Origin of the sequence: Flagellimonas myxillae (assembly GCF_023502235.1) — a bacterium.
Lineage (GTDB): Bacteria > Bacteroidota > Bacteroidia > Flavobacteriales > Flavobacteriaceae > Flagellimonas > Flagellimonas myxillae.
The window spans coordinates 681,364-707,273 of record NZ_JAMFLY010000001.1; the positions used below are offsets into that span (position 1 = coordinate 681,364).

At 43.3% G+C, this 25,910-nt stretch carries 22 protein-coding genes; 10 read left to right on the plus strand and 12 right to left on the minus strand.

The features are described from left to right. Positions 1-83: 83 nt before the first annotated feature. Positions 84-1,850, plus strand: coding sequence for a DUF4091 domain-containing protein (locus M3P07_RS03135; protein WP_249968439.1), 1,767 nt, complete (start codon positions 84-86; stop codon positions 1,848-1,850). Positions 1,851-1,957: 107 nt separating this feature from the next. Here M3P07_RS03135 and M3P07_RS03140 read toward each other — a convergent pair whose 3' ends face one another. Genes M3P07_RS03140 through M3P07_RS03150 form a run of 3 tightly spaced genes read right to left on the minus strand, consistent with a single transcriptional unit; the run spans position 1,958 to position 4,683 of the window. After that, positions 1,958-3,232, minus strand: coding sequence for a TRAP transporter large permease (locus M3P07_RS03140; protein WP_249968440.1), 1,275 nt, complete (start codon positions 3,230-3,232; stop codon positions 1,958-1,960). Positions 3,233-3,238: 6 nt separating this feature from the next. Further along, positions 3,239-3,703 carry a TRAP transporter small permease gene (locus M3P07_RS03145; RefSeq protein ID WP_249968441.1) on the minus strand — a complete coding sequence of 155 codons (465 nt, stop codon included), beginning with the start codon at positions 3,701-3,703 and terminating at the stop codon, positions 3,239-3,241. Continuing rightward, on the minus strand, positions 3,700-4,683 hold the full coding sequence (locus M3P07_RS03150; protein WP_249968442.1) for a TRAP transporter substrate-binding protein: 984 nt from the start codon (positions 4,681-4,683) through the stop codon (positions 3,700-3,702). Before M3P07_RS03150 ends, M3P07_RS03145 begins: the two co-directional genes overlap by 4 nt. A 234-nt stretch (positions 4,684-4,917) precedes the next feature. Between M3P07_RS03150 and M3P07_RS03155 the strand changes: the two genes are divergently transcribed. Beyond that, positions 4,918-6,225, plus strand: a complete 1,308-nt coding sequence (locus M3P07_RS03155; RefSeq protein WP_249968443.1) for a Gfo/Idh/MocA family protein — start codon at positions 4,918-4,920, stop codon at positions 6,223-6,225. Between the two features lie 18 nt (positions 6,226-6,243). On the opposite strand, the gene M3P07_RS03160 is transcribed toward M3P07_RS03155, so the two are convergent. Beyond that, positions 6,244-6,723, minus strand: a complete 480-nt coding sequence (locus M3P07_RS03160; RefSeq protein WP_249968444.1) for an OsmC family protein — start codon at positions 6,721-6,723, stop codon at positions 6,244-6,246. A 627-nt stretch (positions 6,724-7,350) separates the two neighbouring features. Here M3P07_RS03160 and trxB point away from each other — a divergent pair. Continuing rightward, positions 7,351-8,319 carry a thioredoxin-disulfide reductase gene (gene trxB, locus M3P07_RS03165; RefSeq protein WP_249968445.1) on the plus strand — a complete coding sequence of 323 codons (969 nt, stop codon included), beginning with the start codon at positions 7,351-7,353 and terminating at the stop codon, positions 8,317-8,319. Positions 8,320-8,391: 72 nt separating this feature from the next. Here the strand turns inward: trxB and M3P07_RS03170 are convergent, their stop codons facing one another. From M3P07_RS03170 to M3P07_RS03205, 8 genes are all read right to left on the minus strand, one after another. Then, the gene (locus tag M3P07_RS03170) at positions 8,392-8,841 is read right to left on the minus strand and encodes a hypothetical protein (RefSeq protein WP_249968446.1); all 450 of its coding nucleotides are present in this window, start codon (positions 8,839-8,841) and stop codon (positions 8,392-8,394) included. 166 nt (positions 8,842-9,007) lie between these two features. After that, entirely contained in the window at positions 9,008-10,207 is a 1,200-nt protein-coding gene (locus tag M3P07_RS03175) for a C40 family peptidase (RefSeq protein WP_249968447.1), read from the minus strand. A 63-nt stretch (positions 10,208-10,270) separates the two neighbouring features. After that, positions 10,271-11,320, minus strand: coding sequence for a pyridoxal phosphate-dependent aminotransferase family protein (locus M3P07_RS03180; RefSeq protein ID WP_249968448.1), 1,050 nt, complete (start codon positions 11,318-11,320; stop codon positions 10,271-10,273). Between the two features lie 2 nt (positions 11,321-11,322). Beyond that, on the minus strand, positions 11,323-12,330 hold the full coding sequence (locus tag M3P07_RS03185; protein WP_249968449.1) for a dipeptide epimerase: 1,008 nt from the start codon (positions 12,328-12,330) through the stop codon (positions 11,323-11,325). A gap of 154 nt (positions 12,331-12,484) precedes the next feature. Continuing rightward, on the minus strand, positions 12,485-13,207 hold the full coding sequence (locus tag M3P07_RS03190; protein WP_249968450.1) for a head GIN domain-containing protein: 723 nt from the start codon (positions 13,205-13,207) through the stop codon (positions 12,485-12,487). Between the two features lie 83 nt (positions 13,208-13,290). Then, positions 13,291-15,021: a PspC domain-containing protein gene (locus tag M3P07_RS03195; protein WP_249968451.1), complete on the minus strand. Its 1,731-nt coding sequence runs from the start codon at positions 15,019-15,021 to the stop codon at positions 13,291-13,293. An 8-nt stretch (positions 15,022-15,029) separates the two neighbouring features. Continuing rightward, the gene (locus tag M3P07_RS03200; RefSeq protein WP_171658714.1) at positions 15,030-15,359 is read right to left on the minus strand and encodes a PadR family transcriptional regulator; all 330 of its coding nucleotides are present in this window, start codon (positions 15,357-15,359) and stop codon (positions 15,030-15,032) included. A 188-nt stretch (positions 15,360-15,547) separates the two neighbouring features. Further along, positions 15,548-16,030 (minus strand): DUF4870 domain-containing protein, encoded by a 483-nt coding sequence (locus M3P07_RS03205; protein WP_249968452.1) that lies wholly within the window; start codon positions 16,028-16,030, stop codon positions 15,548-15,550. 169 nt (positions 16,031-16,199) lie between these two features. On the opposite strand from M3P07_RS03205, the gene M3P07_RS03210 reads away from it, so the two are divergent. The 7 genes from M3P07_RS03210 to M3P07_RS03240 all read left to right on the plus strand — a co-directional run bounded on the left by M3P07_RS03210 (position 16,200) and on the right by M3P07_RS03240 (position 25,836). Beyond that, positions 16,200-16,655, plus strand: a complete 456-nt coding sequence (locus tag M3P07_RS03210; RefSeq protein ID WP_249968453.1) for a DUF4442 domain-containing protein — start codon at positions 16,200-16,202, stop codon at positions 16,653-16,655. A gap of 193 nt (positions 16,656-16,848) precedes the next feature. Beyond that, entirely contained in the window at positions 16,849-17,583 is a 735-nt protein-coding gene (locus tag M3P07_RS03215; RefSeq protein WP_249968454.1) for a hypothetical protein, read from the plus strand. A 4-nt stretch (positions 17,584-17,587) separates the two neighbouring features. Next, positions 17,588-20,365: a TonB-dependent receptor gene (locus M3P07_RS03220; protein WP_249968455.1), complete on the plus strand. Its 2,778-nt coding sequence runs from the start codon at positions 17,588-17,590 to the stop codon at positions 20,363-20,365. Then, positions 20,365-21,558, plus strand: coding sequence for a DUF4249 domain-containing protein (locus M3P07_RS03225; protein WP_249968456.1), 1,194 nt, complete (start codon positions 20,365-20,367; stop codon positions 21,556-21,558). Before M3P07_RS03220 ends, M3P07_RS03225 begins: the two co-directional genes overlap by 1 nt. After that, on the plus strand, positions 21,546-23,342 hold the full coding sequence (locus M3P07_RS03230; protein ID WP_249968457.1) for a hypothetical protein: 1,797 nt from the start codon (positions 21,546-21,548) through the stop codon (positions 23,340-23,342). The genes M3P07_RS03225 and M3P07_RS03230 overlap by 13 nt, the downstream gene beginning before the upstream one ends. A 21-nt stretch (positions 23,343-23,363) precedes the next feature. Continuing rightward, entirely contained in the window at positions 23,364-24,941 is a 1,578-nt protein-coding gene (locus tag M3P07_RS03235) for an outer membrane protein assembly factor BamB family protein (protein WP_249968458.1), read from the plus strand. A gap of 97 nt (positions 24,942-25,038) precedes the next feature. Then, complete coding sequence (locus M3P07_RS03240; protein ID WP_249968459.1) at positions 25,039-25,836, plus strand: TIGR00266 family protein; 798 nt, start codon at positions 25,039-25,041, stop codon at positions 25,834-25,836. The last annotated feature ends 74 nt before the right edge of the window (positions 25,837-25,910 follow it).

The window sequence follows — 25,910 nt, forward strand, 5'->3', positions numbered from 1 at the left end:
TGTTTTTGGATTCTAAATTGGAGATTTCAAAGTAAATTCTGATATTTGGTGGTAACGTTAACACAAATTATAACATCCTTAAAATGAGACTTTTAAAACCAACCCTATTTTTACTGTTCCTTACGATTTTTTCATCATGCCAAAAACAAGAAAAAATTCTGGTTTCGGCCACCTATGAAGAACCTGCGGATCCATCGCCGGACCAAAATTCCGATTGGGACGCTACGGCCGAGGGACTCAATGCCAGTTTTGTGTCCACTGGGGTACGGTTTGTAAAAAGTGTCAAACCCAATATCCAACCAAAGACAAGCTGGAAGATGGAAGCATGGAAAGGGGAGCGGGTTTCTGCCCAAATGGTGGCATGGACGAAAGATTCCTTGGTGAACGTTAGGGCCACGGTATCGGATTTCGAATCTGAATCCGGCGATATATTGGGTAGCGGAATTGCCCAGGCCCGTTTTGTAAAATATGTGATCACGGATGAATTTGCAGATGGCTGTGGCTATAGAAAACCCGAAGATTTTGCAGCCTCCTTGGCCGCAGATGCGCTGGATACGGTTTCGAGCTATACCGTAAGGTCTAAGGAAACCAGACCACTTTGGCTCACTTTTGATGTGCCCAGTGATGCCAAACCCGGCCTTTACAAAGGGACTGTGGCTATGGAAATCGAAGGACAAAAAAAACAAAACTTTGAATTGGCGTTGAAGGTCTTGGATAAAGTACTGCCACCTCCGTCCGAGTGGGCGTTTCATCTGGATCTATGGCAAAACCCCTATGCCATCGCGAGGTATTACAATGTGGAACCATGGTCACCAGAACATTGGGAGTTGGTAAAACCAGGGATGAAGCGTTTGGCGGATGCCGGACAAAAAGTGATTACGGTGTCTTTGAACAAAAGACCTTGGGGCGGACAGACCTTTGATCAATTTGAAGGGATGATCGAATGGAAAAAACAGAAGGATGGAACTTGGAACTACGATTTTACCCATTTTGACAATTGGGTGCAGTTTATGATGGACCTTGGGGTGAAAAACCAGATCAATTGCTATTCCATGGTGCCATGGGGCAATGAGATTTACTATTTCGATGAAAAGGAGAACAAGGAGATCAAAGTAAAAGCTGCTCCGGGAAGTGAGGAATATGAAGCCTTGTGGGTACCTTTCTTAAAGCAATTCAAAACCCACTTAGCAGAAAAGGGATGGTATACCATTACTAGAATGGCGATGGATGAACGCGGACCTGAAGAAATGAAGGCGATGTTGGGACTACTGGAAGCGCATGCCCCGGAACTTGGGTTTTCACTTGCGGACAATCATAAAAGCTATAAGCTCTATCCGAACCAAATGAAAGATCTGTCCGTGGCTTTTGGGGCTACGGTGGATGCAGAGGATTTGGACCTGAGAAAAGAAAGGGGTTACATAAGTACCCACTACGTATGTTGTGCGGATAAATTCCCGAATGTATTTACTTTTTCGGACCCTTCCGAAGGTGTTTTTATTGGATGGTACAGCATAGCTGCCGAGTTTGATGGATTCTTGCATTGGTCTTACAACAGTTGGGTAGAAAACCCATTACAGGATTCCCGATTTAGGGCTTGGCCTGCCGGAGATACCTACCTGGTTTATCCCGATAACCGGACTTCGATTCGTTTTGAGACTCTAAGGGAAGGAATCCAGGATGCTGAGAAAATTCGGGTTCTCAGGGAAGATTTCACAAAAAGAAACTTGGAAGGTGAGCTGGACAAGTTGAACAAGATTGTGGAGGCTTTCAATATCACGGAGAAACCGGAAAACTTGGAACAGATGCTAAATGATGCCAAGAAGGAATTGAATGAATTGGCAAGTAAATAGTGATTGATAAAAGACGATTTTACACTGAATTATAAAGTAGCCAAAATAAGAGGAAATCTTGGATGGGCACTATCCAAAATCTATTTTCTATAGGAATTGAACTGAGCTTAGTCCATAAATAAACGAGGCAGATAAAGCGATAGGTCTGGTAATAGGGTTACCAAAATCAAAATAAAAATGCTTACGAGCAAGAAGGGAAGTCCTGCCTTACTCACTTTTCCTATGGAAACCTTTCCAATACTGGAAGATACAAATAGGCATACTCCCAAAGGTGGGGTGGTCAGCCCTATCATGAGGTTTAACAGGGCGATCACCGCAAAATGGATGGGATCAACTTCTACCGCCACTGCCACTTTTAAAAGGATGGGAAATAGGATTAGGAGTGCTGCTATGGTTTCCATGAACGTGCCCACAAAAATCAGGAGTAAATTGATCAACAGCAGCACCACATATTTGTTTTCTGAAAAATTAATGATCTCGGTGGAAATCAATTGCGGTAGTTGTTCGGTGATCAAAATCCAACCAAAAAGATTGGCGAATCCGATCAGGACCATTAACGAGGCGGAAGTTTTCATGGAATCCAGAACCACCACCATAACATTTTTGAAATTGAGCTTTTTATAGACCAAGCTTCCCACCAATAGGGCATAAATAACCGCGATGATGGACGCTTCGGTAGGGGTAAACACCCCGCCTATGATTCCAAATAGGATGATGAAGGTCATTAAAAGGGACCAAAACGTATCTATAAATCCTTTAAGGATTTCCTTGGGCTTACTGCGCTCCAACTTGGGGTATTTCCTTTTTTTGGCGATGAAATAGGTCAAGACCATCAAACTAAAACCCAATAAAAATCCAGGAAGCGCCCCGGCCAAAAAGAGTTTTCCAACAGAAAGCCCACTAAGGGTAGCGGCAATGATCATAGGAACGCTTGGTGGTATAATCGGCCCTACAGTGGACGAAGATGCGGTAATGGCACAGGAAAAATCGGCATCATATCCCTCTTTTTTCATAGCTGGAATCATAACTGAACCTATACTGGCCGTATCGGAAATTGCCGTTCCAGAAATTCCAGCAAATAGCATGGATGCGCCAATGTTCCCCAAGGCAAGTCCACCCCTTACGTGTCCTATAAGGTGATTACAGAAGCTTATGATTTTTTCCGTCAATCCGCCATGATTCATCAAATTTCCTGCTATGATAAAGCCTGGTATGCTCAGTAGGACAAAAACATCGATACCGGAGTACATTTTCATGGGCATAATGATCAACGGCACCCCTTTTACAATCAAAAAAACCAAACAGGAAAGTCCAAGGCAGAAAGCGATGGGAAACCTCAGCAATAGACATAGAATAAAAACGGTAATCAAAATCCAGATCATATCGACTTATCTATTTTTAAAAAGTGAAAGCAACTTAACTACGGCATAGTAAGAGATTCCCAATCCCATAATGGTAACTCCCACAAATGCTATGGCCATGGGGAATCGCAAACTTGGGGATTTCTCGACCCATCCGTCCGAAACAAATTGAAAGCTGTGATACATAAAAATGACAAATAGCACCAGAATCAGTAGGTAAATTACCTTCATGATCATCAATTGCAATTTTTGGGGAAGTTTTTCATGCAAGAAGTCGAAATGCACATAATAGTTGCCCCTCATGGCCAATCCCGATGCGAAGCCAACTGCAAAAATAAAGAACAGGCGGGCCGCTTCTTCGGTCCATGAAGGTGCTTGTTCCATAAAAAAGCGGGCATAGATCTGAATTAGGGTGGAGGCCACAAAACCGAAGGTACTGAACAGGGTGCCCAGCTTCAACAATTTTCCAATCCTACGATGTACTGCTTTCATTCTTTTAAATCGTTTCTAATTTTGGTATAAATTTCCTGCATTTCTGGAGAAAGGGTATCGTAAATGGCATCCCCACATTTGTCCATAAAGGCTTGCTTGTCCACTTCTACAAAGGTCATTCCCAATGCCTCAAGTTCTTGTCGTGCACTTTCTTCATACTCCCGGAAGAGCTTTCGCTCGTAAACTTGCATATCTGCTGCGGCCTGAAGAAATACCTCCTTAAGATCATTGGGGAATTTTTGGAACTGCTTTTCCCCAATAAGCGGGTAGACCCAACTGACCACGTGCCCCGTAAGGTTCACATAATCCTGTACCTCATAAAATCCAGAGACCTTTATTTGCGCCAAGGGATTTTCCTGCGCTTCTATGGTTCCCTGTTGCAAAGAGGTAAACACTTCGGAAAATGCCATCGGGGTGGCCTTGGCCCCCAAAGCTTCCCAGGCTTTGACAAAAGCCGGTACATTGGGTACCCTAATAATTAGCCCGTTTAAATCATCAGGATGTTTAATAGGTCTGTTGGAGGTAAGGTACCGGGTTCCCATTTGGAAGTACCCCACCGGACGTAGTCCGGCCTTGGATATCATTTCTTGGGAGATACGTTCCCCCAAGGGACCATTGACCAATTTGTCGACATTATTTGGGTTCTGGATAAGGAAGGGCATTTCACAGAAAACCATTACCTCCACCCAACTGCTCAGTAAGGAACTGGTTACCGTCATATCAATAACTCCGGCCTGAATCATACGGATTGCCTCTACCTCTTTTGCCAACTGTTCCGAATGGTAGTTTTGAAGCACGATCCTTCCGTTGGAACGCTCCTCCAGGATTTCCCCAAAGTATAGAAATGCCTTGTACCAAGTATGGTCTTCTCCTACCAAATGACTGGCACGTAATACAAATTCAGGTTCATTTTTTGGCGTACATCCAACCAACAGGAGAACAAGCGCTAGACCAAAGAAGGTACAAAGGCTCTTTTTCATAAAAGGAAAGGTTGTTTATTCGGTTGGATTCCAAATTACAAAAAACAACGGGCTATTTTCCCATGCTGGACATTTATAAAAGTTGTTCTTCAAGATGTTCGGGATTTAACAACGCCTTGGCCATATGTTTCAATTTTAAACAAAGTGTTGAGCCAGCGGCAATTTTGAGGGATTACCAACTAAATATCAGGTTATTTCCCAAATATTGAGTAGCTTCAGAACAAACTAAATATCATGGCCAAAACATCACAGAAGAGCAACGAAACCAATAGGAGAAAATTTATAAAACAAACAGGTTTGGCCGTTGGGGCATTTAGCTTGATACCCCGGCACGTTTTGGGGAAAGGATTCGTGGCCCCAAGTGACAAGATTAATATTGGGGTAATTGGCCTGGGCAAGCAATCGCATGGTTTGGCCAAGGCTTTTATCAGAAATGAGAATTGCCAGGTGGTTGCGGGCTGTGACGTTTGGACAACCAAAAACGAGTGGTTTAAACAAATGGTGCAATCGGAATACGCTACCACCAAGGGAAGTAACTCCTATAAAGGAACCCGAACCTATTTGGATTACAAGGAGTTATTGGAGCGTAGCGACATTGATGCTGTGGTCGTGGTTTCTCCAGACCATTGGCATGCTGCACAGTCCATAGATGCGATGAAATCTGGAAAGGATGTGTATTGTGAAAAACCGTTGGCACATAATATAAAGGAAGGTCGGGCCATGGCCAAGACCGCCCAAAAAACAGGTAAGATATTGCAAACCGGAAGTATGCAGCGGTCGGGCAAGAATTTCCTAAAGGCCTGCGAGCTGGTTCGGAACGGATATTTGGGAGAGATCAAACAGGTTTTGGTCAATGTTGGCGATCCGGCTATTACGTATAATATGCAAGAAGAACCCATGCCTGCTGAGGTAAACTGGAACCAATGGTGCGGACCAGCGCCCTTACTGGCTTATAACCACAGATTAGCACCTTCTAGGAACAACGTGGACTTCTGGCCAGATTGGAGGCTCTTTAAGGAAGTAGGAGGAGGGATACTGTCCGATTGGGGTGCCCATATGTTCGATATTGCACAATGGGCCTTGGGTATGGACAAGACCGGCCCTGTTAGATTGGTTCCTCCATCTGATGCTTCTGCAGTTCGTGGTATGAAATTCTACTATGACAATGGCATTGAAATGATACATAAAGACTTTGGTAGGGGATGGGGTGTTCGATTTATTGGGACTGAAGGAATAATGGATATAAGCCGCAGCTATTTTGAAACGGATCCAGAAAATTTGACCACGGCGGCGTTGAAGCCTACCGATGTGAGGCTTTACGATACCAATGGGGACCATTACCAAGATTGGCTATCGGCCATTAAAACCAGAAAACAGCCTATCTGCGATGTGGAAACGGGCCATAGATCTGCCTCTGTCTGCCATTTGGCCAATATCGGTTACCAGTTGAACAGACCTTTGGAATGGAACCCAGTAAAGGAAAAATTCAAAGGGGATTCCGAAGCAAATAAGCTAAGGGGCAGAAAAGCACGAAAATTTTAACGGATTGGTAAAACAAACCTAACGGTTACTCTGTACTTTCATGGTAGGTTTATGGTGAATGGGGAAATTGCAGGAGTTGGCAATAAAACACATTTCATTCGCTTTTTTATGGATTTGTTCGAGTAGTTCTTGGTCAACGGGTTCAGCAACGGTGATTTCCGGATGCAAGGTAACCTCCTTGAACTTTCCACTGCCATCCTTGGCTTCCAGCATGGTGCCTGTGGCTCGGTCGTGGTAACCCATTACCACAATTTTATGGGTGCTGCACAAATGTAAAAACCACAACATGTGGCATGAGGCAATGGAAGAAACAAAAACATCTTCCGGATTGTACCTTGTCTTATCTCCCCTAAAACTTGGGTCGGATGAACCTTGGATATTATGGCTTTTACCCATGCCCAATACTTCAAAATCCCGACTATAGGAGCGGTAATCTTTGGTGCCCACCCCGAGGCTTCCGGTCCACTTAAGGTCAATTTGGTAATTGTGTTCCTTCATTAAGGTTGTCTATTTATGGGATGGAACGCCACAATAATAAAGAAAAAGGCGCCCTCTAATTCATCTCTGCTTTTAATGATTTTCCAATTTTTGGGTTAAGCCAATCAAATTGGACGACAATTTTAAAATTTTCACCTAAAGATACTACGATCATTTTTGCAACCATTGATCCAGAAGCATCATTCGTCAATGCAAAAGGGCCATTGATCCATTGGGGGCACATTTTGATTGACGGGCACACTATGTTTGTGGAAGAAATAATGAACGATCATTGAAATCAAGAAACAAACCTCGACAGGCCAGATACAAAGTATTCTGAGAACACTTTTAAGCGTTCCTTACCTAAATCTGGTACCTGAGAGGTTTCCGTTGTGCTAAGGGGTTTTGAGGTTGAGCCCCTTGGCCGGCGGTTTTTGATAACATTATAACATATCTTCATTCACTTAACCTGCATGTTTGGACAAAGAGTCGAGACCCGGACTCTTTTCCTTTTTTGTCTTATCCCCCCTGTTGGATTACCATCCATCTATAATTGTGTAAAACTACTTGCAATTCGAGTATGCCCCCGTGTAAGTTTCTGCTCAAAAAACCTACTTTTGTAAAACGAATTTTAGTAGAAACTTTGTTATGTCAGAACAGATTGAAAGAATAAAGACGCTTATTATTGGTTCCGGGCCGGCAGGATATACTGCTGCCATTTATGCCTCTAGGGCAGATTTGAAACCTGTACTTTATACAGGAATGGAACCTGGGGGACAATTGACCACTACAACCGAGGTGGACAACTTTCCAGGATATCCGGAAGGGGTAGATGGCCCAACAATGATGGTGCAGTTACAGCAACAGGCCGAGCGTTTTGGAACTGAGGTGAGAATTGGGATGGTTACTGAAGTGGAATTTAGCGACGAACCAGGAGGCATTCATAAAATTACGGTGGATGATAGCAAGCAAATTGAAGCAGAATCCGTGATTATTTCCACAGGCGCTACCGCCAAATACCTTGGATTGCCGAGTGAACAGCGTTTGCGTGGCGGAGGAGTATCTGCCTGTGCGGTCTGTGATGGGTTCTTTTATAAAGGGCAGGAAGTTGCCATTGTAGGTGCTGGGGATACTGCCGCAGAAGAGGCTTCCTATTTGGCCAACATCTGTGAAAAGGTAACCATGTTGGTACGTAAAGATTATATGCGGGCTTCCAAAGCCATGCAACATCGGGTGAACAGCCTGGAAAATATCGAGATAAAATATAACACCGAAGTTGATGAGGTTTTGGGTGATCAGGTGGTTGAAGGACTCCGCATGGTGAACAACCAAACAGGAGAAAAAGAGGAAATCGCCATAACAGGACTTTTCATAGCGATAGGACATAAACCCAATACTGACATTTTTAAGGGGCAGTTGGACATGGACGATACGGGATATATCATTACCGAAGGGAAATCCACCAAGACCAACAAGCCAGGTGTCTTTGCCAGTGGGGATGTGCAGGATAAAGAATACAGACAGGCTGTTACCGCTGCGGGAACCGGCTGTATGGCGGCTCTGGATGCAGAACGCTATTTGGCCTCTGTGGAGAGCAAGGAAACTGTGGCTTCATAAGTTGGAAGAATTACAATAACAAAAAGGGGCAACGCAAAGCGTTGCCCCTTTTTTTGTGGAATGCTAATTCAATTAATCTATGCGTTTGTAATTTTCGGAGAAGGTTCTGTGACCCTCCTCGTCAAAACTTATTTGACTATAAGTGTCATCGGTCATTTTCAATTCAAACCTAAAAACCCGAAGTGTGTCTAGTGCTGACATCATGGGAGCAGAACCATATTCCAATGTCTCTATCAGGGAATCCGCGGTGATTTTGTAGGTACCATACCCAAACCACTCTCGCGGATCTTGAGGTGAATGCCGGGTCCACATTATTTTGCCGTTATAGTACATTTTAACTTGGCGGTATCCCTCCGCAGTTGGAACTGTATCTGATATGTTGATGCCATCATCATAATTGTAAAAACTCTGAAGCTCCCAGGTTCCTTCAATGGAATGCATGGCGGCAGGCTTGGGAGAAGCTATTTCCGTCGCCGACATCAGAAAGAACATTAACAAGGCCAATCCGAATAATTTTTTCATGGAAGTGTGTTTAGTGTTAGAATTCCGTTTTCACATATAAGGTATGATTTTTTTAACAAATAATCAATAAATACCCTTCAGAATTGACAATATGAAAACGAGGCTTCTTAAAACCTTGAAAGAAACTTAATCAGGCTTTTACTTGGGTGTTGGACGAAGTCAATAATTAGAACACCTTGCGCTCTGTCAAATACAGAATTCCCTCATCTTTTTGATTTAGGAGACGTTTGGTCTTGAGGTAACGGTTGTGGTTGAATTCATCAAAATGTTCAGCATTCTGCTCCATGCTACTGATGTGTACATCGCCTGCCGCGTGTATAAATTCATTGTTGCCGATCCACATGCCCACATGGGTCGCTTTTTCCAAGGTGGAATCCGTGGCCTTTCGTCCAAAAAAGAGTAAATCTCCAGGAAGCAGTTTACTGAAATCCCCATCAGCATCAACCAATACCCCTTCATGGACTTGTTGGGAAGCATCTCTGGGAATAATCATTCCGTTCATAAAAAAAACGGTTTTGGTAAAGCCGCTACAATCGACCCCTTTGGCCGAGGTTCCTCCCCAGAGGTAGGGAACACCAAGCATTTTCTTTGAGGTTGCTACCAAGGCTTCGTTGCTGAATGGAAGTTGTGTTTTCCAATCTTGGTATGGAGCTGCCTCGGCTTTGGAGATATAGGCTTTTTTGCCATCGGCGTAGGTAGCCTCAAAAAAGTCCCCTTGCTCCCCGTTCAATTGCAAAATGTTGCCGAAAACCAAATCGGACACAACTTGGGAAGTCCTATCCGCTTTCTCAAAGGAATTTCCAAATGTTTTCGTATAGATCAATTTATCCGAACCCTGCCAATCTTCAAACTGACTTTTGTCCATTAAAGCGACACCACCGCTGTCCACCCAACCCAAGTAATGGTCCGGCGTTTGTATACGGTACCAGCTTTTATTTTTTTGAAAGATTTTTACCGGGGTTCCCATAATCGCTTGGGTGACCATTTCGGCAGAATGCGCAGGTCGTCCACGCAGGTTGGCGACTGAAACCTTGATAACGCCATGTATGTTGCCCTCGAGCGCTTGGGACGGAAGAACTTCAACACTATCAACATAGCTAATTTGGTGTTTTTCCAATTCTAATTGAAGCGCCTTTAGGGCTTCGGGAAGGTTGGTGGAGCCTTTCAAAATATAGCCATCATTGTTCGGTTCGGCCCCAATTTCAAAAATGGCGATTCGCTTATCAGGCACATGGGCCTTAGCTACCGTGGAAATAGCAGTCTCAATGGCTTGGTGTTGTGAAGACGAATTCGTATTACAGGAGGCGAAAAACAGGGTGAGACCAATTAGTAGTGGTATTTCTTTTCGGAAAAATGGATACTTCATAGGTTCAGTTTGTATTTTACTTCATTGGACACGTACAAGGTACACAATTGACGCAACTCAATTTTAAAGGATAAAATTATTCAGACAATCCACTAGATCTTGTACATCCTGTTTTTTGTGATAGGCGCTCAGAACAATTCTACTGACAATGGGACCCTTATGGTCAGGATAATTGAAATTGGTAAAAATAAACCCCTTCCCTTCCAAGTAGTTGGCCAATTCCAGATTACGGAATTCAAAAGTTGGATGTCCGTTGATATGGGTGAAAAGTTGCAAAATATCGGGCAGACTTTCCAAATAATCCAGATGTTCGAACAGGCGAGCCCTTCTTTCCTTGTAAATATCCCCAGCATATAAAAGTGTGCTAAGGAAAGCTGGGGCTGCCGGGCTTGCTCCCCCAAAAAAAGCTGTATCCCGGAGTACATCCACCGTACTTTTGGTGCCAAAAATGGCCCCGGCCTGTATACCCAAACCTTTTCCAAGGGAGCAGCAGACAATGAGTTGAGCGGGTTGTAGTTCCTTTAATGTGCTATAGCAGCCGTTGCCATTGGCTCCTACCAATCCGATACCATGCGAATCATCTCCCACCAGGATAACTTTGTCTAATGGCAATTGCCGTAACATCGCGAAATCTGGATATTGTCCTTTGGAAAAGTCGATGGTGTCAAAAAGGATAGCTGGGACAGCATCCTTTCCCAAGTTCAACATTTCGTTCAGCTTTGCATGAAATTCTTCTGGGCTGGACGTGTTGATCACATTATCCGTTGATAGCGCTATATGCGCATTGGGTACTGCAATTGTAGGGTGCCCCTGCTGTACAAGGGTCTGTACCACCAACTGCGCGGCCAAATATCCTGAGGAAAGCGTTATACAGGCTTGGCTACCCACCATGTTGGCCAAATGGGCCTCCGCTTTTTCAAAGATGCTTAGCTGAATGTTGGATTTTCGCGAAGCGCCATAATTGGTGCCATAGCGTTTTAGATTTTTGATGTATAGGTCTTGAAACTCTTTGTCCAATTGAAGTCCTAAATAGCTTGTTCCCCCAAAATAGAGGTATTCTTTGCCGTTTTTATGAATCGTACGCCCTGGGAAAGAATCAATGGTGATTGCCATTATTATAAAGTTACGCCACTACCGGCTATGGTGGGGAATGTAATTTCTCCGTTGTTTTTAATGATTACCCCATTGGCAATGTCTTCCTTGAGCAACATGGCCCCATCCATGTCCACGTAATCCAATTGGGGAAGTAATTGGGCAATAGCGGAAATACCCACTGAGGATTCCGTCATACAGCCCACCATGATTTTAAGGCCCAAGTCCCTTCCCTTCTTGATCATACGTAGGGCAGGGGTAAGCCCTCCACACTTGGTCAATTTTATGTTGATGCCGTCGAAGAAACCGCTACACTTTTCGACATCACCTTCCTCGATACAGCTTTCATCCGCAATCACGGGAAGCACGCTTTCTTTTTTTACCTTTTCCATGCCTACCCAATCATCGGCTTTTAACGGTTGTTCCAAAAATTCCACCCCTAATTCTTTTAACAAAGGTGCATTTGCGATAGTTTGTGCTGCGGTCCAGGCACAATTGGCATCAATGCGGAAAACACTATCGGTATGTTTTCGGAGTTCCCTCACAATGGCCACATCATCGGGTGTGCCCAGTTTTATTTTATAGACCGGCCACGGTTTTTCGTTCAGTTTTTCAACCATTTTTGAAATCGTATCAATGCCAATGGTGTAGTTGGTGATGGGATATTTTGAAGATTCGGTCCCCCAAATTTCATACAGCGGTTTATCCAATAGTTTACCGTAAAGGTCATGGGCTGCCAAATCCAAGGCACAAAGGGTAAAATTTTGAAGTCCCAACTTTTCCAGATAGCTGTAAAAGCGCTCTGGAGTGTCAAAATCATAGGCTTCGATTTGGTTTTGGACCGCCCCTATTTCTGCCCTCATGCTTTCTACCGTAATGTCGTAGTACGGATTGGAAGTGGATTCACCATATCCCGTTTTTTCGTTGTGGGACAAGCAGACTATCATAGTGTCTTGGGTTATATGGGTCTCCCTAGAGATACTGAAAGGGTGCTGCAATTGCAACGCGTACTTCCTAATTTCAATGCGCATGCGTATGATGGTTTTGAACCTACTAAGATAACCACAACAAGTATTGGAAAAACAAAAAACCCGCTGATATTTCAACGGGTTTTCCAAGTTTTGGATAACTTGATTTGTCTGCTAAAACAACCGAAAACTTCGGAATTTCTGTATATAGATTAAATCAATATTTATGGACACTGCCAGAAACTGATTTCTTTGTATGTACCTTGGCATCCCCGGTATAGGATATATCCGCTCCGCTACTTGCATCTGCGGTGAGCTTTTCTGACACATTTACCGAGATTCCAGAACCGCTGCTAGCGTCTGCGTTGCAGGTTTTTGCCAAAAGTTCCCGGGCACGGATATCAGCTCCGCTGCTGGCGTCTGCGTAAAGCGCCTCCACCGAACCGGATATTTTAATGTCCGCACCACTACTTGCGTCTGCCGACACTTCGGAAGCAACAAGCTCAATAAGCAGGTCGGAACCACTGCTGGCGTCCAACTCCAATTTTTCGGACTCGATGACGTTCTGCGCGATAAGGTCGGCTCCACTTGAACTTTTTAAACCAGTTACCACAGGGAGGGAAACATATACTTTCTTAGTGGCCCTGCCAATGTTTTCAATGGCGTGTATTCTTAGTTTTCCATCTCTGATATCGGTGCCAATAAGGTCGATGATGTTCTCGTCCGCTTCCACCGAAATACTGAAATCTTGGTCTTGGGTTACAAATACGTCCAAACCTTCCGAGGCGGAAACCACGGTGAAATCTCCTGTTACCTTGCGGGTTTCCTCCACTACTTGTCCATTACCTTTTTTACCGCTCCCAAAGTTGATGTCCATCACACAGGAGGAGGCAAAAAGTGCCATTAAAACTGCGATTGCGATTCTTGCTAAAGTTGTCATGATTGTTCTTTTTGATTGATTAAAATTCGTGTTTATGATTGTTGTTTTCTATTAAAGCATTCCCAATTGTCAAAAAATTGGATTCAATTGTTGTTTTCCCCTGCTTTTATCTCCAGGCCGTCCTCGTCCAGTTTCATTTGGAACTGTTCGTTCCTGTCTTTGATGTTTATGTTCACCCCATCTTCATCGATAATGATCTTACCACCTTCCTCGGTCTCTTCCAATTCGGGTTCTTCGGGGCAATCCAAACATTTTAGTTCCCCATCTTCGCCCATTACCCAGGTATGGCCTATAATGTCACTTCGATAGTAATCCCTATCATTTTTGATTCCTCTGCCTACATGCCCCCTTGTGGATTCTTGGAATTGGACAAATTTGCCCTCCGGCAGGTAGATTGTCGAGGTAACTTCTTGGTTTCTGGCCTTGCTCGATGTTGGAGTAGTCAAATAATCGTCCAGGATGATCTGATTGTCGGACAACTCATACCCATAACTGATTTGTTTGGCCCTCTCCCTTGCCGCCAAAGTGGTTCTTCCGTGCGAATCTTTCCTAACATTTAGGGAAACGATGCTGTCTTCGGCCTTTCTCAATCTAATGTCCACTTCGTCCGAGATTAGGATACGGGTATCGTTTTCATCATAGGTAAAGCGCATTCTTCCAAAGTGTACTTCTTCCATATTAAATTCCAATTCGGAGTCACGCATTTTTATGACCAAGGTATCTGAAGTGTTATCCGCCACTAGTTGCTCCCGAACATTTACACTTCCCACGTTGGTAAACTCAGCAGCCTGACGGATACCCAAAGCAAACAACGTACCGATGGAAATTAGCCATAATCCCAATAAGGAGAACTTGGCAATATTACCAATGGATTTCAGGTTGTTCACCAAGATTTTCAATCCCAAGTACATAAGGAAGAAGAAGGGGATGCCAATCGTGAAAAATATAAGGATGGACATGACCCAAACAGGAGTTCCTGTTGTACCGACAATTTCATAAAAGTCTACGCCGGGAATATGTACTGCATTGGAAATACCTACGGTAAACATGGCAATGAATAAACTGATCATGGCAGATGCCCCAATGATGATCAATAAAATCCCAATGAATTTGCCAATGATTTTAAAGAAGAACATAATAATGTCCCCTATTGTATCAAAAAAGGTCTTGGAGCCGCTCTTGACCTTGTTGCCCACTTTTTCGTAGTCAACATTTTTTACTTTGTCTGCAACATCATCAAACCCCTCTTTAACTTTGCGTTCTATATTGCTGATGTTGATGGGCTCTCCCGACATATCCAGTTTTTGGGAGGTTGTAGTCGCTTCGGGAACCAAAATCCAAAGTAGAATGTAGGCCACCAATCCAAAACCGCTGAAAATGGTCAAAATGATGAAGAGCAATCTAACCCAAAGGGCATCTATACCGAGGTAGTGCTCCAAACCGGCACAAACTCCACCAATGTACTTTTGGTCAATATCCCTGTACAATTTTTTAGTTCTGCGAGTGCCTTGTTCCTGCGATTTTCGTGGTTCATCTTCAAAGATGTCCTCGTCCACCATATAATCCTCGGGTTGTCCCATTATATTAATGACTTCATCCACTTCCTTTTGGGTAATGACCTGTCGCTCATTTTCCATTTTTTCGAGGAAAAGCTCGGCCACCCGGGCTTCAATGTCGGCTATGATCTCGTCGCTACCCGCCGTCCCGGAAAAGGACCGTTTTATGGATTCCAGGTATCGCCTAAGCCTGTTATACGCCTCATCATCGATGTGAAACAGGGTATTTGCTAGATTTATATTTACTGTCTTGTTCATTGCGTGATTTATTTTGTGTTGGTTACCAGATTGACTGCATTTCTAAGTTCGTCCCAGGTGCCATTGAGTTCGTTTAGGAACAGGCGGCCAGTTTCGGTAAGGGCATAATATTTTCTTGGCGGTCCCGATGTGGATTCTTCCCAACGATAGTTGAGCAAACCGGCATTTTTTAACCTCGTGAGAAGCGGATAAATCGTGCCTTCCACCACTAGCATCTTTGCGTCTTTTAGGGCACCGAGTATCTCTGAGGCATACTTGTCCTTATCACTCAGGATAGAGAGAATGCAATACTCCAGAACCCCCTTGCGCATTTGTGCTTTTGTGTTTTCTATGTTCATAATTTCATGATTCTAATTTTGCCGAACCAGGTTCGGTGTCCGATTAACTGCTCGTTTTTTGTCGACTTTAATTCGACCTTGTTTCCGTACCGTCCCGCTTTGATGAGAAGCGGGTACGGAAACGTTTTTTGATTGATGATTGTTTTGATTGATGTTTTGTTTTTTGATTGTTGATTAAACTCCTTATGCTATTTGATGAATTTTATGGTTATGGGATATTTGAACACTTCCCCCTCGTTGGTCTTGATAGTTGCCAAGATGGTATAGACCACATTGATCACTACGAGGGCCAATTGTAACAGTCCTGTGATTCCTGCCGGCCAAAAGAGGCGTCCAAGCCTGAAATCATCACTGTTTATATGGATGTTCAGGTTATTAAAATCGTTCAGGCGATGAAATCCGAACCAGTTCCAATCGAAAATATCTGGTAAAAACCCGATAAAGAAGGGAATGCTTACCAATCCTACCAAAATGGAATACAAGAACATGCTAATCTGAAAATTCAGGGCCTGCTTCCCATTGTAATCCACAAAATCGTAATCCTTTTTGTTGGCCGTCCACAGAATTAGTGGAAGGATAAAATTTCCAAAGGGAATAAAGTATTTGGAAAAGGTAGACGCGTGTATGATCGCGGATAAATTTCGTTCGTGTTTGGTTAATGTTGTCGCCATTTTTAATTGATGATTTTTGATAGTAACAATAGTTTGCCTATTAGCTTACGATGCAAATATATATCCAAAAGATGGTACTATGCAAAACAAAGTACTAAATATTAACATTTATTTAACAAATATCCATGGAAATATTTTTGCCTATTTTTAAGGGTTCAAAACTCAAGATATGGCTCTTAAACCCAGTAAATTCAATACATTCACTTTTTTTAATTTACCGTCTGCATGGTGGTGTGGTGTTCGACTTCGGTACATCGATGAACAAAAAGCCGTAACCACAGTGAAACACCGATGGTTCAATCAGAACCCATTTAAATCCATGTTTTGGGCGGTTCAGGGCATGGCCGCGGAACTAAGTACCGGGGCCATGGTCATTAGTCAAATTCAGAAAAGTGGTAAGAAAATCTCCATGTTGGTTGCCAATAACAAGGCAACATTTACCAAAAAGGCTACGGGTAAAATTACGTTTACGTGTGAGGATGGTCATTTAATCGGGGAGGCCATCGAAAAAACGATTGCCACAGGACAGGGGCAAACCTTCTGGATGAAGTCTGTAGGAGTAAATCGGGATGGGGTTGAAGTTTCCACCTTCAACTTCGAGTGGACGGTGAAGATTAAAGGGTGAGGGCCAATAGTGTTCTAGATAGCCTGGGATTTGCCGATTTTGTGGGATTTAACGTCATTCGTCTAAACAATTTTCCTTACCATATTTAAAAAGGTACATTAGGGTAACTGAATTACCACTATGATTTTCCACAAATGGGTTCGCCCTTCTGATAGATTCTCCTGTAACCAAGACAATCTTTTAAATAGCGGTCGTGGTAAAAACTAGCACTTCTTTTATCCCTTATATATTGTCCTTTACTTTTTTGGGAATCGGGTTTGGTCAAACTTCGGTTCCGGAACAGGAGTATTACCGCTGGTTCGATACTGCCACAGGTTGGGAAAGTTCCAATTTGTTTGAAGGCACCTTGACCACGGAGAAGTATGGTACTTTGGACGGAAACCATAAATATTACGATTCCAACGATTATCTAACCGGCCATATCGTCTTTGATGGCGCAACCTATTTTGACGTAAAATTAAGGTACGACATCTATGAAGATGAACTGCTGCTGCCGCTACGGAGCGACTCCAGGGCAATGATGCTGAAATTGGTAAAGGAGCGAATTGCCGAATTTCAAATTGGCGGACATAGATTTATTGGGGTAAGCAATGAAGACCATGAAAATGGACAGGTCTATGGTTTTTATGAAGTCTTAAAACAAACTTCGTTGTTGTCGCTGCTTAAAAAGCATAAAAAGGTTGGCTTTGCCAATTATAAAAAGAATTACGTCCGCTATAGGTTTGTGGACAAAAGCGAATACTATGTTGATCATACCGGCGAGCTCTTTAAAATCAAAAACAAAAAGGATATCCTCAAGATTTTCCCCCAACTCCGGGGTAAGCTAAACAAGCAATCCTTTGAATCCCTCCGAAAAAAGGATATGGATACCTACCTGATAAAAATGATAGAGGTTGTTCATCAATTCCTATCCCAAAAAACACTGTGATAACATGAAAGCTGTATTGAGCATTTGTATTTTATTCAGTTTTTATTTGGGCTTGGCACAAAATCAGGAGAACCGGATAAGCGTGCAATTTGATAATTTGCCACTTAAGGAAGCCATTGTTAAGCTTCAAACGTCCACGACCTATACCTTTTATTATATTGATGATTGGATGGGCTCCAAACGTGTTTCCGGAAACTTTGAACGAGCGTCTATTGGTGAGGTATTGGATCATCTTTTCGCAGAAACTGACCTTAACTACCATATCATGGAAGGTAGACGGGTGATCTTGACCAAGGGCAGCGTAATTTATGATCAACTTCCAGATAATTTCTTTCCATCCACGGTAATTGATAGTACGCAATCCCTTGTAGTGGAAAACATAGCTGCCGATGATATGTTGCCCATTCTTCAGGGCACCAGTCAAGAAGCGATCCGAAAAAGCAATGCGATCATTAAAATTGGAAGAGAGGATAGAAATAGCTCAAGACGGTCTGCAACCCTACAAGGCCGTGCCATGAATAGAGCTACCCAAAGGCCCATTTTGGATTTGGCCGTTGTGGTAAAACAGACGGGGAGTGGTACAACCACCAACGCCCAAGGTTATTATTCCATTGAGGTACCCTTGGGAAGGAATCAGATAACCGTAAGTGGCTTGGGGTATCGAGGGGAACAAAAAGAGCTTATGGTTTACGGGGATGGCCAATTGAATTTTGAACTTACTGAGAGTTTTGAAGTGCTGGATGAAGTGGTCGTTGAAGGCAATCGAAACAGGAATATAGAACAGACCATTGGCGGGGTGCTGCAACTTGAGATGAAAGAGATCAAGAACATTCCCTTAGTATTGGGCGAACGGGATATTTTTAAGGTGGCCACGGCCTTACCTGGGGTGACAACCGCTGGAGAGGGGGCTGCAGGTTTCAACGTGAGGGGTGGAAAAACAGACCAGAACTTGATTCTACTGGATCATGCGGTTATTTACAACCCTGCGCACTTTTTTGGACTATTTTCCGCAATCAACCCTTTTACGACCAGCAATGTGGAAATCTACAAAGGCAATGTTCCCGCAGAGTTTGGTGGACGACTGTCATCCGTTTTCGATATCCAGACCAAGGATGGTAATGATCAAAAGTTTACTGGGGAGGCCTCCATTGGCCCAGTTACCAGTAACTTAATGTTGGAAACACCGGTGGTCAAGGATAAATCTTCGCTCCTGATCGGAGGAAGAGCCACTTATTCCAACTGGATTTTACGGTCTTTGGATGATGAGACCTTAAAGAACAGCGAGGCTTCTTTTTTTGACGTAATAGCCAAATACAATCATAAAATCAACGAGAACAACGATGTTAAGGTGATGGGCTATTACAGTGATGATGCCTTTAACATTACCAGGGATTCGGTGCAGTCCTATAGTAACCGTGCTGCATCGGTACAGTGGAACCATAAGTTTAGCGAACGAAGCAAAGGGGCACTGATTTTTACCAATAGCCAATACAAATTTGACATAAACTTCGATGCCAATTCAGTGAACGACTTCGATTTAAAATACAATATCGAAGAGACTTTGTTGAAATTGAAAATGAAGTATTTGCACAATTCCGACCATAATTTTGATTACGGATTTTCCGGGAAGCTTTATCGCGTTAACCCCGGAAGTATTGAGCCATTATCTGGAGAATCGGTGATCAACCCCATATTTCTTCCCAAGGAAAGGGGCTTGGAAACAGCGGTGTTTATTTCGGATGATTTTAAGATCAACGAGAAATTGTCGATCCATGCAGGGTTGAGATATTCCTTATATGCCGCCTTGGGGGCCTCGTCGCAACGCATTTACGAGCCCGGGCAACCCCTAAGCGAGGAAACCCTTGTTGAAACACAAACCTTTGATAAGAATGAGGTAATCAAAACCTATGGTGGTGCGGAAGCCAGGATTTCAGCACGATATTTTTTAAACCCAAGTTTATCAGTAAAGGCTAGTTTCAACAATACCTACCAATACGTCCATACCTTGAGCAACAACACCACTGCATCCCCTACGGACACCTGGAAACTATCGGACATCAATATAGCGCCCCAACGGGCCGATCAATTTGCCTTAGGGATTCATAGGAACATCAATGATAGCGAATACGAGTTGAGCATAGAAAGCTACTTCAAAAAGTTTGATAACATTTTAGATTACAAGACCGGGGCCAACTTGCTGCTCAATGAAGCGGTGGAGACCAACGTTCTGCAAGGAGAGGGAAAATCGTATGGAGTTGAATTGCTGATAAAAAAGAACCAGGGGAAATTGAATGGATGGCTGGGCTATACGTACTCCCGTTCCCTGATAAAGTTTGATGGGGCCTTGGAGGAGGAACGTATAAATGGCGGATCCTATTTTGCTTCAAATTACGATAAGCCACATGACCTGAGCCTAGTGACCAACTTTAAATTCAATAGGCGTTACAGTCTTTCGGCCAACTTTGCCTACCAAACAGGGAGGCCGGTCACCTATCCTGTTGGCAACTATGTGTACGAGGGCAAGGAATACACTTTTTATAGTGACAGAAATAAATTTAGGATACCGGACTACTACCGTCTGGATGTTAGTTTCAATATCGAAGGAAACCATAAGATCAAGAAGTTCGCCCACAGTTTTTGGAATATTTCTATATATAATGTGTTGGGAAGGAACAACCCTTTTTCCGTCTTCTTTGTGACCGAAGAGGGGCAGATAAAAGCATATAAAAGCTCAATATTTTCCATTCCAATCCCAACCATTACCTATAATTTTAAGTTTTGATGCAAGAAAAGATGTTACATAGGACGCAATTGGGCATGCTTCGAACTGCAGTATTACTGCTGATGGGATTTGGGCTCAACAGTTGCATCGAGTCTTTTGTGCCCGAAACGGAAACCTTTGAAGATGCGTTGGTTATCGAAGCAACTATAACTGACGAAGTGAAGCAACAGCAAGTAATTTTAAGCAGGGCCTTTCCCTTGGAAGAATTGGTTCCAACACCGGAGACCAATGCCAATGTCACCATTGTTGATGATCTTGATAATGAATATGTTTTTCAGGAAATGAATCCAGGTGTTTATGGGTCAGCAATAGATTTTGGAATAGAATCAGGGAGGAGATATCAACTTTTGGTGAGGACCAACGACGGTCGGGCATACGAATCTGACGCTGTCCTGGGATTGGACCCTACGCCGATGAATGACTTAACGGTTACCAGAACAACCATTGATGAAACCGAAGGCCTGGAAATAACAGTGAACTACGACAATTCGCAGCTCTCAAAGCACTTTCGTTATAAATATGAGGAGACCTATAAGATAATTGCTCCTTCTTGGAGCGGTCAAACTTTAAGACTGCTAGGTGGTGAGCTTGTGCCTTGGCCCATATATGGTAGCGTGGGACGAACATGTTACAATACCGATTTATCCAATGATATCATCTTGAACAGGCCACAGGAATCAAACTCAGGTAACCTTCAAAGATTTCCCATACGTTTTATTGATAGAAGTAATTTCATTATATCACATCGTTACAGCATATTGGTCAAACAACTTGTTATCTCACAGGAATCATATAGTTATTTGCAGACCTTGGGTGAATCAACAGCGGAAGACGATTTATTTTCACCCAGTCAACCGGGTTTTTTTAGAGGGAACGTTAGATCAACAAGCAATTCAAACGAAAAAGTACTTGGGTTCTTTCATGTGGCATCGGTAACATCCCAGAGGATATTCTTCAATTATACAGACTTTTTTCCTGATGAGGAGTTACCTCCTTATGTAGATGCCTGTTTGCCATTTGTTCCTCCTTTGGAAACCAACGATGGTACTCCAGATATTTTTGATCTATTGGCATCTGATGCTGTGAGGTACCACAGTTCAACCCCAACAGGAGATATTGCTGTGGTTACAACCGTTTGTGCAGATTGTTCTGTGATGTGGGATACAACTTTACCTGAATTTTGGGAAGAATAACTAGTGTGGAGCAAATGGAGATGATAAAAAAGAATTTTGGTTTTTGGGTCGCGAGTTTCGCGTTTTTGCTTTCGCTTAACTTGATGGGACAAGTTGGAAGTACCAATACACCGCGAAGCGCCTATCAGGAAATAGTGTACCTGCACCATAACAAGGCCCTAGTATTTGCCGGTGAGCAGCTGTATTATAAGATGTATGTTTTGCAATCCGGGACCAAGGCTATGAGTAACTTTAGTAAAATAGGGTATGTGGAATTGGTGGGAGAGGATTCCAATGTGGTGTTTCGTCACAAGATACGGTTGAATAATGGTATTGGGCAAGGGGAGTTCTTCATCCCGGTGACGGTGCCTTCAGGGAACTACAAGCTTATTGGATACACCCAATGGATGAAGAATTCTGACATGGACCACTTTTTTAAAAGTGACATCGGATTGATCAACCCGTTCCAAAATAATCAAACATCCATTGCACAAAATCTCGATGAGTCAAATAGCCCGTCTCCTGATACCGATCCTGGAAACTATGAAACGGAAAATACCCAAAACAGAATCTTCACTTTTGCCCTCAACAAAAAGACTTTCACTTTCCGTGACCAAGGGATTTTGACAATTAAGGCACTTCAAAAAAACTCGGGAAGTTATTCCCTATCCATTAGTAAGCTTGACACCATTGGAAAAACACCGCTGTTGTCTGCCCAAGGGTATATGTTGCAACAACGTGCAGCAGATGGTCAAAAAATAATCGGCTCAACAAATCCCGATAACCTACCAGAGCTTAGGGGCGAACTGGTGTCCGGAAGAATAATTCCAAAAGACCCCAATCTTAAATTGGAGGAGGAAGTGGTTGCTCTATCCCTTCCAGGAGAGCAATTCGTTCTTAAACTGACTCGGACCAACGGCAATGGCGAGTTTTATTTTAACCTTAACCAAGAATACCAAAACAACGGGGCCTTTGTCCAGATTTTAGGAGAGAACAAGGATGCATTTGCTATTGAACTGGACGAGCAATCTTCCATAAACTACGCAGATTTGAAGTTTGACCAATTGGTCATAACGCCCCAAATGACCGATTTGATCCTAAAACGTAGTGTGCACAATCAAGTAGAGAATGCTTTTATTGAGATGAAGCGGGATACCGTGCAACCCATTCAACAAATCCTACCCGTGTACCGCAATTTTTCCAAAGTGTATGATTTGGACGATTATACCCGATTTTCCACCATTAGGGAAACAGCCTCAGAAGTTTTGGAACATGTATGGATACATCGGGGAAACAAGGATGGGGAACAATTGAAAATCAGGGGAGCGGAAGACGAGATCGATCCCAATTCCATTCCCTTGGTGTTGATGGACGGATTGCTGATCCAGCGACACAGTGATATTATCGATTTTGATGCCAAGCGAATTAAAAAAGTAAATCTCTCCCGGGAAGATTGCGTTATCAATTCCATTGTTTACAAAGGAATAATTGCAATGGAAACCATAGATGGAAACTTTCACCAGGAATTTAGTAGGGATTTTATTCTCGAAACTGAACTGTTTTCTCCTTTACCTTCCAAAAGGTATTTCAATCAGCAGTATACAGCTCGCAACACATCAAAATCAGCCCAAATCCCAGATTTCAGGGAACAACTTCTTTGGTTACCAGAGGTGACGTTGGAAGAAGAAACCACCAAAATAGAGTTCTATACCTCAGATGTAGCCGGAACGTATGAGGTGTATCTGGAAGGATTCACTGAACAGGGAGACCCAGTATCTTGGAAGGAAACTTTCGTCGTAAAATAAAAATCAAAATAAATTATTAGAATGCTTAAAAACCTAACCCTTGCACTTTCGTTGCTTGTTGGATTGGCCGCACAGGCCCAAACAGGAAATAATTGGCCTCAACCCTCGGGCCCAATTGGCGATTGGACTATAAAAACTGATGATAAGGTTCCAGTTGAATTCAGCGTGACCACGGGAAAGAACATTCTTTGGAAAGCGGAGTTGCCAGAAGGAGGGCAAAGTGGCATTACAATTTGGGAGGATGCCATCTTTCTTACCGTCATGAAACCCGTACAAAAAATTGAGGAAGGCCAGCCAATCAAGGGAGCGGATGTATTGGCCTTGCACATCGATGCCAAGGATGGCCGCATCCTATGGCAGAAAGAATTGAAAGGAAGCGCGGATAGCGAGTATATGTATGGATTCAGCGATTCGTCCACCCCTGGGCCAGTGACCGATGGGAAGCATGTGTGGTTTTACAATGCAAGTGGAAACCTAAGCTGTTTTGATTTTGATGGGAACCGAGTTTGGGAACGCACCTGGAACCCGGTTGAGGAATTGGATGGGGTCCATTTTCCATTCAACAAGCAATTTGAACCTGTGGTTGTGGGAGCGCTGATCATCAATATGGAAACCTATTGGGAAAAGGATGGTGACCGCGTTTATGGATGGAACTATTTGTATGGAATTGACAAGGCTACCGGAAAAGTACGCTGGATATCCCAGGACGGGCTAACACATTACAATACGCCCTTTTTGTCCACGACCTCCGATGGAAAACCCGCTATGATGATAGGTAGGGGGGGACATCACGATGTTCCCGAAACTCCAGTGGGATATTCCTTGATCGACTTGGAAAATGGGAAAAGGATTTGGAAATACGATGCGGACGAAGGTTTGGCCCTATACAATGCAACCTGGAACGAGGATTATGCGGTCTGGTATACCGAAAAGGAATGTGTGGTTCATCTTGTGGATTCCAAAACCGGGAAATTGCAAAGAAAGGTTTCCTTGACGGCAAATGCCGATATCCGGAGCTACGATACCGAAACTGATTCCTATATGGTCCAAAAAAATGTAGATATCCAAAAAGACATGGGAATTAATGTGTTCCCGGCTTGGTTTACCAACATCGTTGTGGAGGACAAACTCTTTTTCCTCTGTTTTAAATCTGGGAACTATCGCAAGGACATCGGGCCTGAATACTCCATCGCCCGTGTAGACCTGAACACCGGAAAGGCAGAATACTTGCAGCTTCCGGTTCAGGTGGCATACGCTGGTAATGATAAATCTTATATCTGGAACAAGGAAATGTCTACCCAAACCATTAATGCTAGGGGATTGGATGTATCCAATGACAAAAGATCCCGAAGGGATGGATGGCACTGGAATTTTAACGGAAACCCCATCGCTGTGAACGGAAAGATTTTTTTCACAACCATGCTGGGGGTTGTATATTGTATAGATGCCACAACGGATGTTTTTGACGAAACCGCCTTTATCAGCCTCAACGACCTTGGTCCCCAGGGAAATACGTGGTCTGTGAACACCCCATCCTTTGCCCAGGGCCGATTGTACCATAGAACCTTAAAACATCTTATTTGTATTGCGGAAAAGTAGGTTTCAATTGAAAGTTTGCTGGCGAGATGTTACCTTTCCATTGTAACAAAAACTAGAAACGCCCAACTTATAGGTGTCAACAAAAAACAAAGGAGCAATGAACGCACACGAAATAGATTATCAGATTTACGGAGAGGAAATGCAATATGTGGAAATAGAGCTGGATCCGCAAGAGGCCGTTGTTGCCGAAGCGGGAAGCTTTATGATGATGGATACCGATATAAAAATGGACACCATTTTTGGTGATGGGTCCGGTCAGGATTCCGGGGTGCTGGGGAAATTATTTTCTGCTGGTAAAAGGTTATTGACAGGCGAAAGCCTTTTTATGACTGCTTTTTTAAATATAGGTCAAGGTAAAAAGCAAGTAAGTTTCGCTTCACCATATCCAGGTAAAATTGTCCCAATAGACCTATCGGAGAAGGGAGGCAAGTTCATTTGCCAAAAAGATGCCTTTTTATGTGCGGCCAAAGGAGTTTCCGTGGGGATTGAATTCTCTAAACGTCTTGGGCGCGGACTTTTTGGTGGCGAAGGCTTTATTATGCAAAAACTGGAGGGGGACGGCCTTGCTTTTGTACATGCGGGAGGAACCATGGCCAAAAAAGAACTGGCTCCTGGAGAAGTCCTTAAGGTGGATACAGGTTGTATCGTCGGTTTCTCCCACACGGTGGATTATAATATTGAGTTTGTCGGCGGAATCAAGAATACCGTTTTTGGCGGAGAAGGCCTATTTTTCGCAACCCTACGAGGACCTGGAACAGTGTATGTCCAGTCATTGCCATTCAGTAGATTGGCAGGAAGGGTTCTTGCATCCATTCCAAGAGGGGGCAAGGACAAAGGAGAGGGCAGTATCCTCGGCGGACTGGGTGATATTGTGATGGGGGATAATAGATTCTAGAGATTAGATTCAAGACCCAAGACCCAAGACTCAAGACGATAGATATTAGATGAGGGGAAAATAGTTTTATTTTA

Excerpts from the sequence above, each read along its gene's own strand:
- M3P07_RS03135 (WP_249968439.1), top strand. The coding sequence starts at position 84 with ATGAGACTTTTAAAACCAACCCTATTTTTACTGTTCCTTACGATTTTT.
- M3P07_RS03140 (WP_249968440.1), bottom strand. The coding sequence starts at position 3,232 with ATGATCTGGATTTTGATTACCGTTTTTATTCTATGTCTATTGCTGAGG.
- M3P07_RS03145 (WP_249968441.1), bottom strand. The coding sequence starts at position 3,703 with ATGAAAGCAGTACATCGTAGGATTGGAAAATTGTTGAAGCTGGGCACC.
- M3P07_RS03150 (WP_249968442.1), bottom strand. The coding sequence starts at position 4,683 with ATGAAAAAGAGCCTTTGTACCTTCTTTGGTCTAGCGCTTGTTCTCCTG.
- M3P07_RS03155 (WP_249968443.1), top strand. The coding sequence starts at position 4,918 with ATGGCCAAAACATCACAGAAGAGCAACGAAACCAATAGGAGAAAATTT.
- M3P07_RS03160 (WP_249968444.1), bottom strand. The coding sequence starts at position 6,723 with ATGAAGGAACACAATTACCAAATTGACCTTAAGTGGACCGGAAGCCTC.
- trxB (WP_249968445.1), top strand. The coding sequence starts at position 7,351 with ATGTCAGAACAGATTGAAAGAATAAAGACGCTTATTATTGGTTCCGGG.
- M3P07_RS03170 (WP_249968446.1), bottom strand. The coding sequence starts at position 8,841 with ATGAAAAAATTATTCGGATTGGCCTTGTTAATGTTCTTTCTGATGTCG.
- M3P07_RS03175 (WP_249968447.1), bottom strand. The coding sequence starts at position 10,207 with ATGAAGTATCCATTTTTCCGAAAAGAAATACCACTACTAATTGGTCTC.
- M3P07_RS03180 (WP_249968448.1), bottom strand. The coding sequence starts at position 11,320 with ATGGCAATCACCATTGATTCTTTCCCAGGGCGTACGATTCATAAAAAC.
- M3P07_RS03185 (WP_249968449.1), bottom strand. The coding sequence starts at position 12,330 with ATGCGCATTGAAATTAGGAAGTACGCGTTGCAATTGCAGCACCCTTTC.
- M3P07_RS03190 (WP_249968450.1), bottom strand. The coding sequence starts at position 13,207 with ATGACAACTTTAGCAAGAATCGCAATCGCAGTTTTAATGGCACTTTTT.
- M3P07_RS03195 (WP_249968451.1), bottom strand. The coding sequence starts at position 15,021 with ATGAACAAGACAGTAAATATAAATCTAGCAAATACCCTGTTTCACATC.
- M3P07_RS03200 (WP_171658714.1), bottom strand. The coding sequence starts at position 15,359 with ATGAACATAGAAAACACAAAAGCACAAATGCGCAAGGGGGTTCTGGAG.
- M3P07_RS03205 (WP_249968452.1), bottom strand. The coding sequence starts at position 16,030 with ATGGCGACAACATTAACCAAACACGAACGAAATTTATCCGCGATCATA.
- M3P07_RS03210 (WP_249968453.1), top strand. The coding sequence starts at position 16,200 with ATGGCTCTTAAACCCAGTAAATTCAATACATTCACTTTTTTTAATTTA.
- M3P07_RS03220 (WP_249968455.1), top strand. The coding sequence starts at position 17,588 with ATGAAAGCTGTATTGAGCATTTGTATTTTATTCAGTTTTTATTTGGGC.
- M3P07_RS03225 (WP_249968456.1), top strand. The coding sequence starts at position 20,365 with ATGCAAGAAAAGATGTTACATAGGACGCAATTGGGCATGCTTCGAACT.
- M3P07_RS03235 (WP_249968458.1), top strand. The coding sequence starts at position 23,364 with ATGCTTAAAAACCTAACCCTTGCACTTTCGTTGCTTGTTGGATTGGCC.
- M3P07_RS03240 (WP_249968459.1), top strand. The coding sequence starts at position 25,039 with ATGAACGCACACGAAATAGATTATCAGATTTACGGAGAGGAAATGCAA.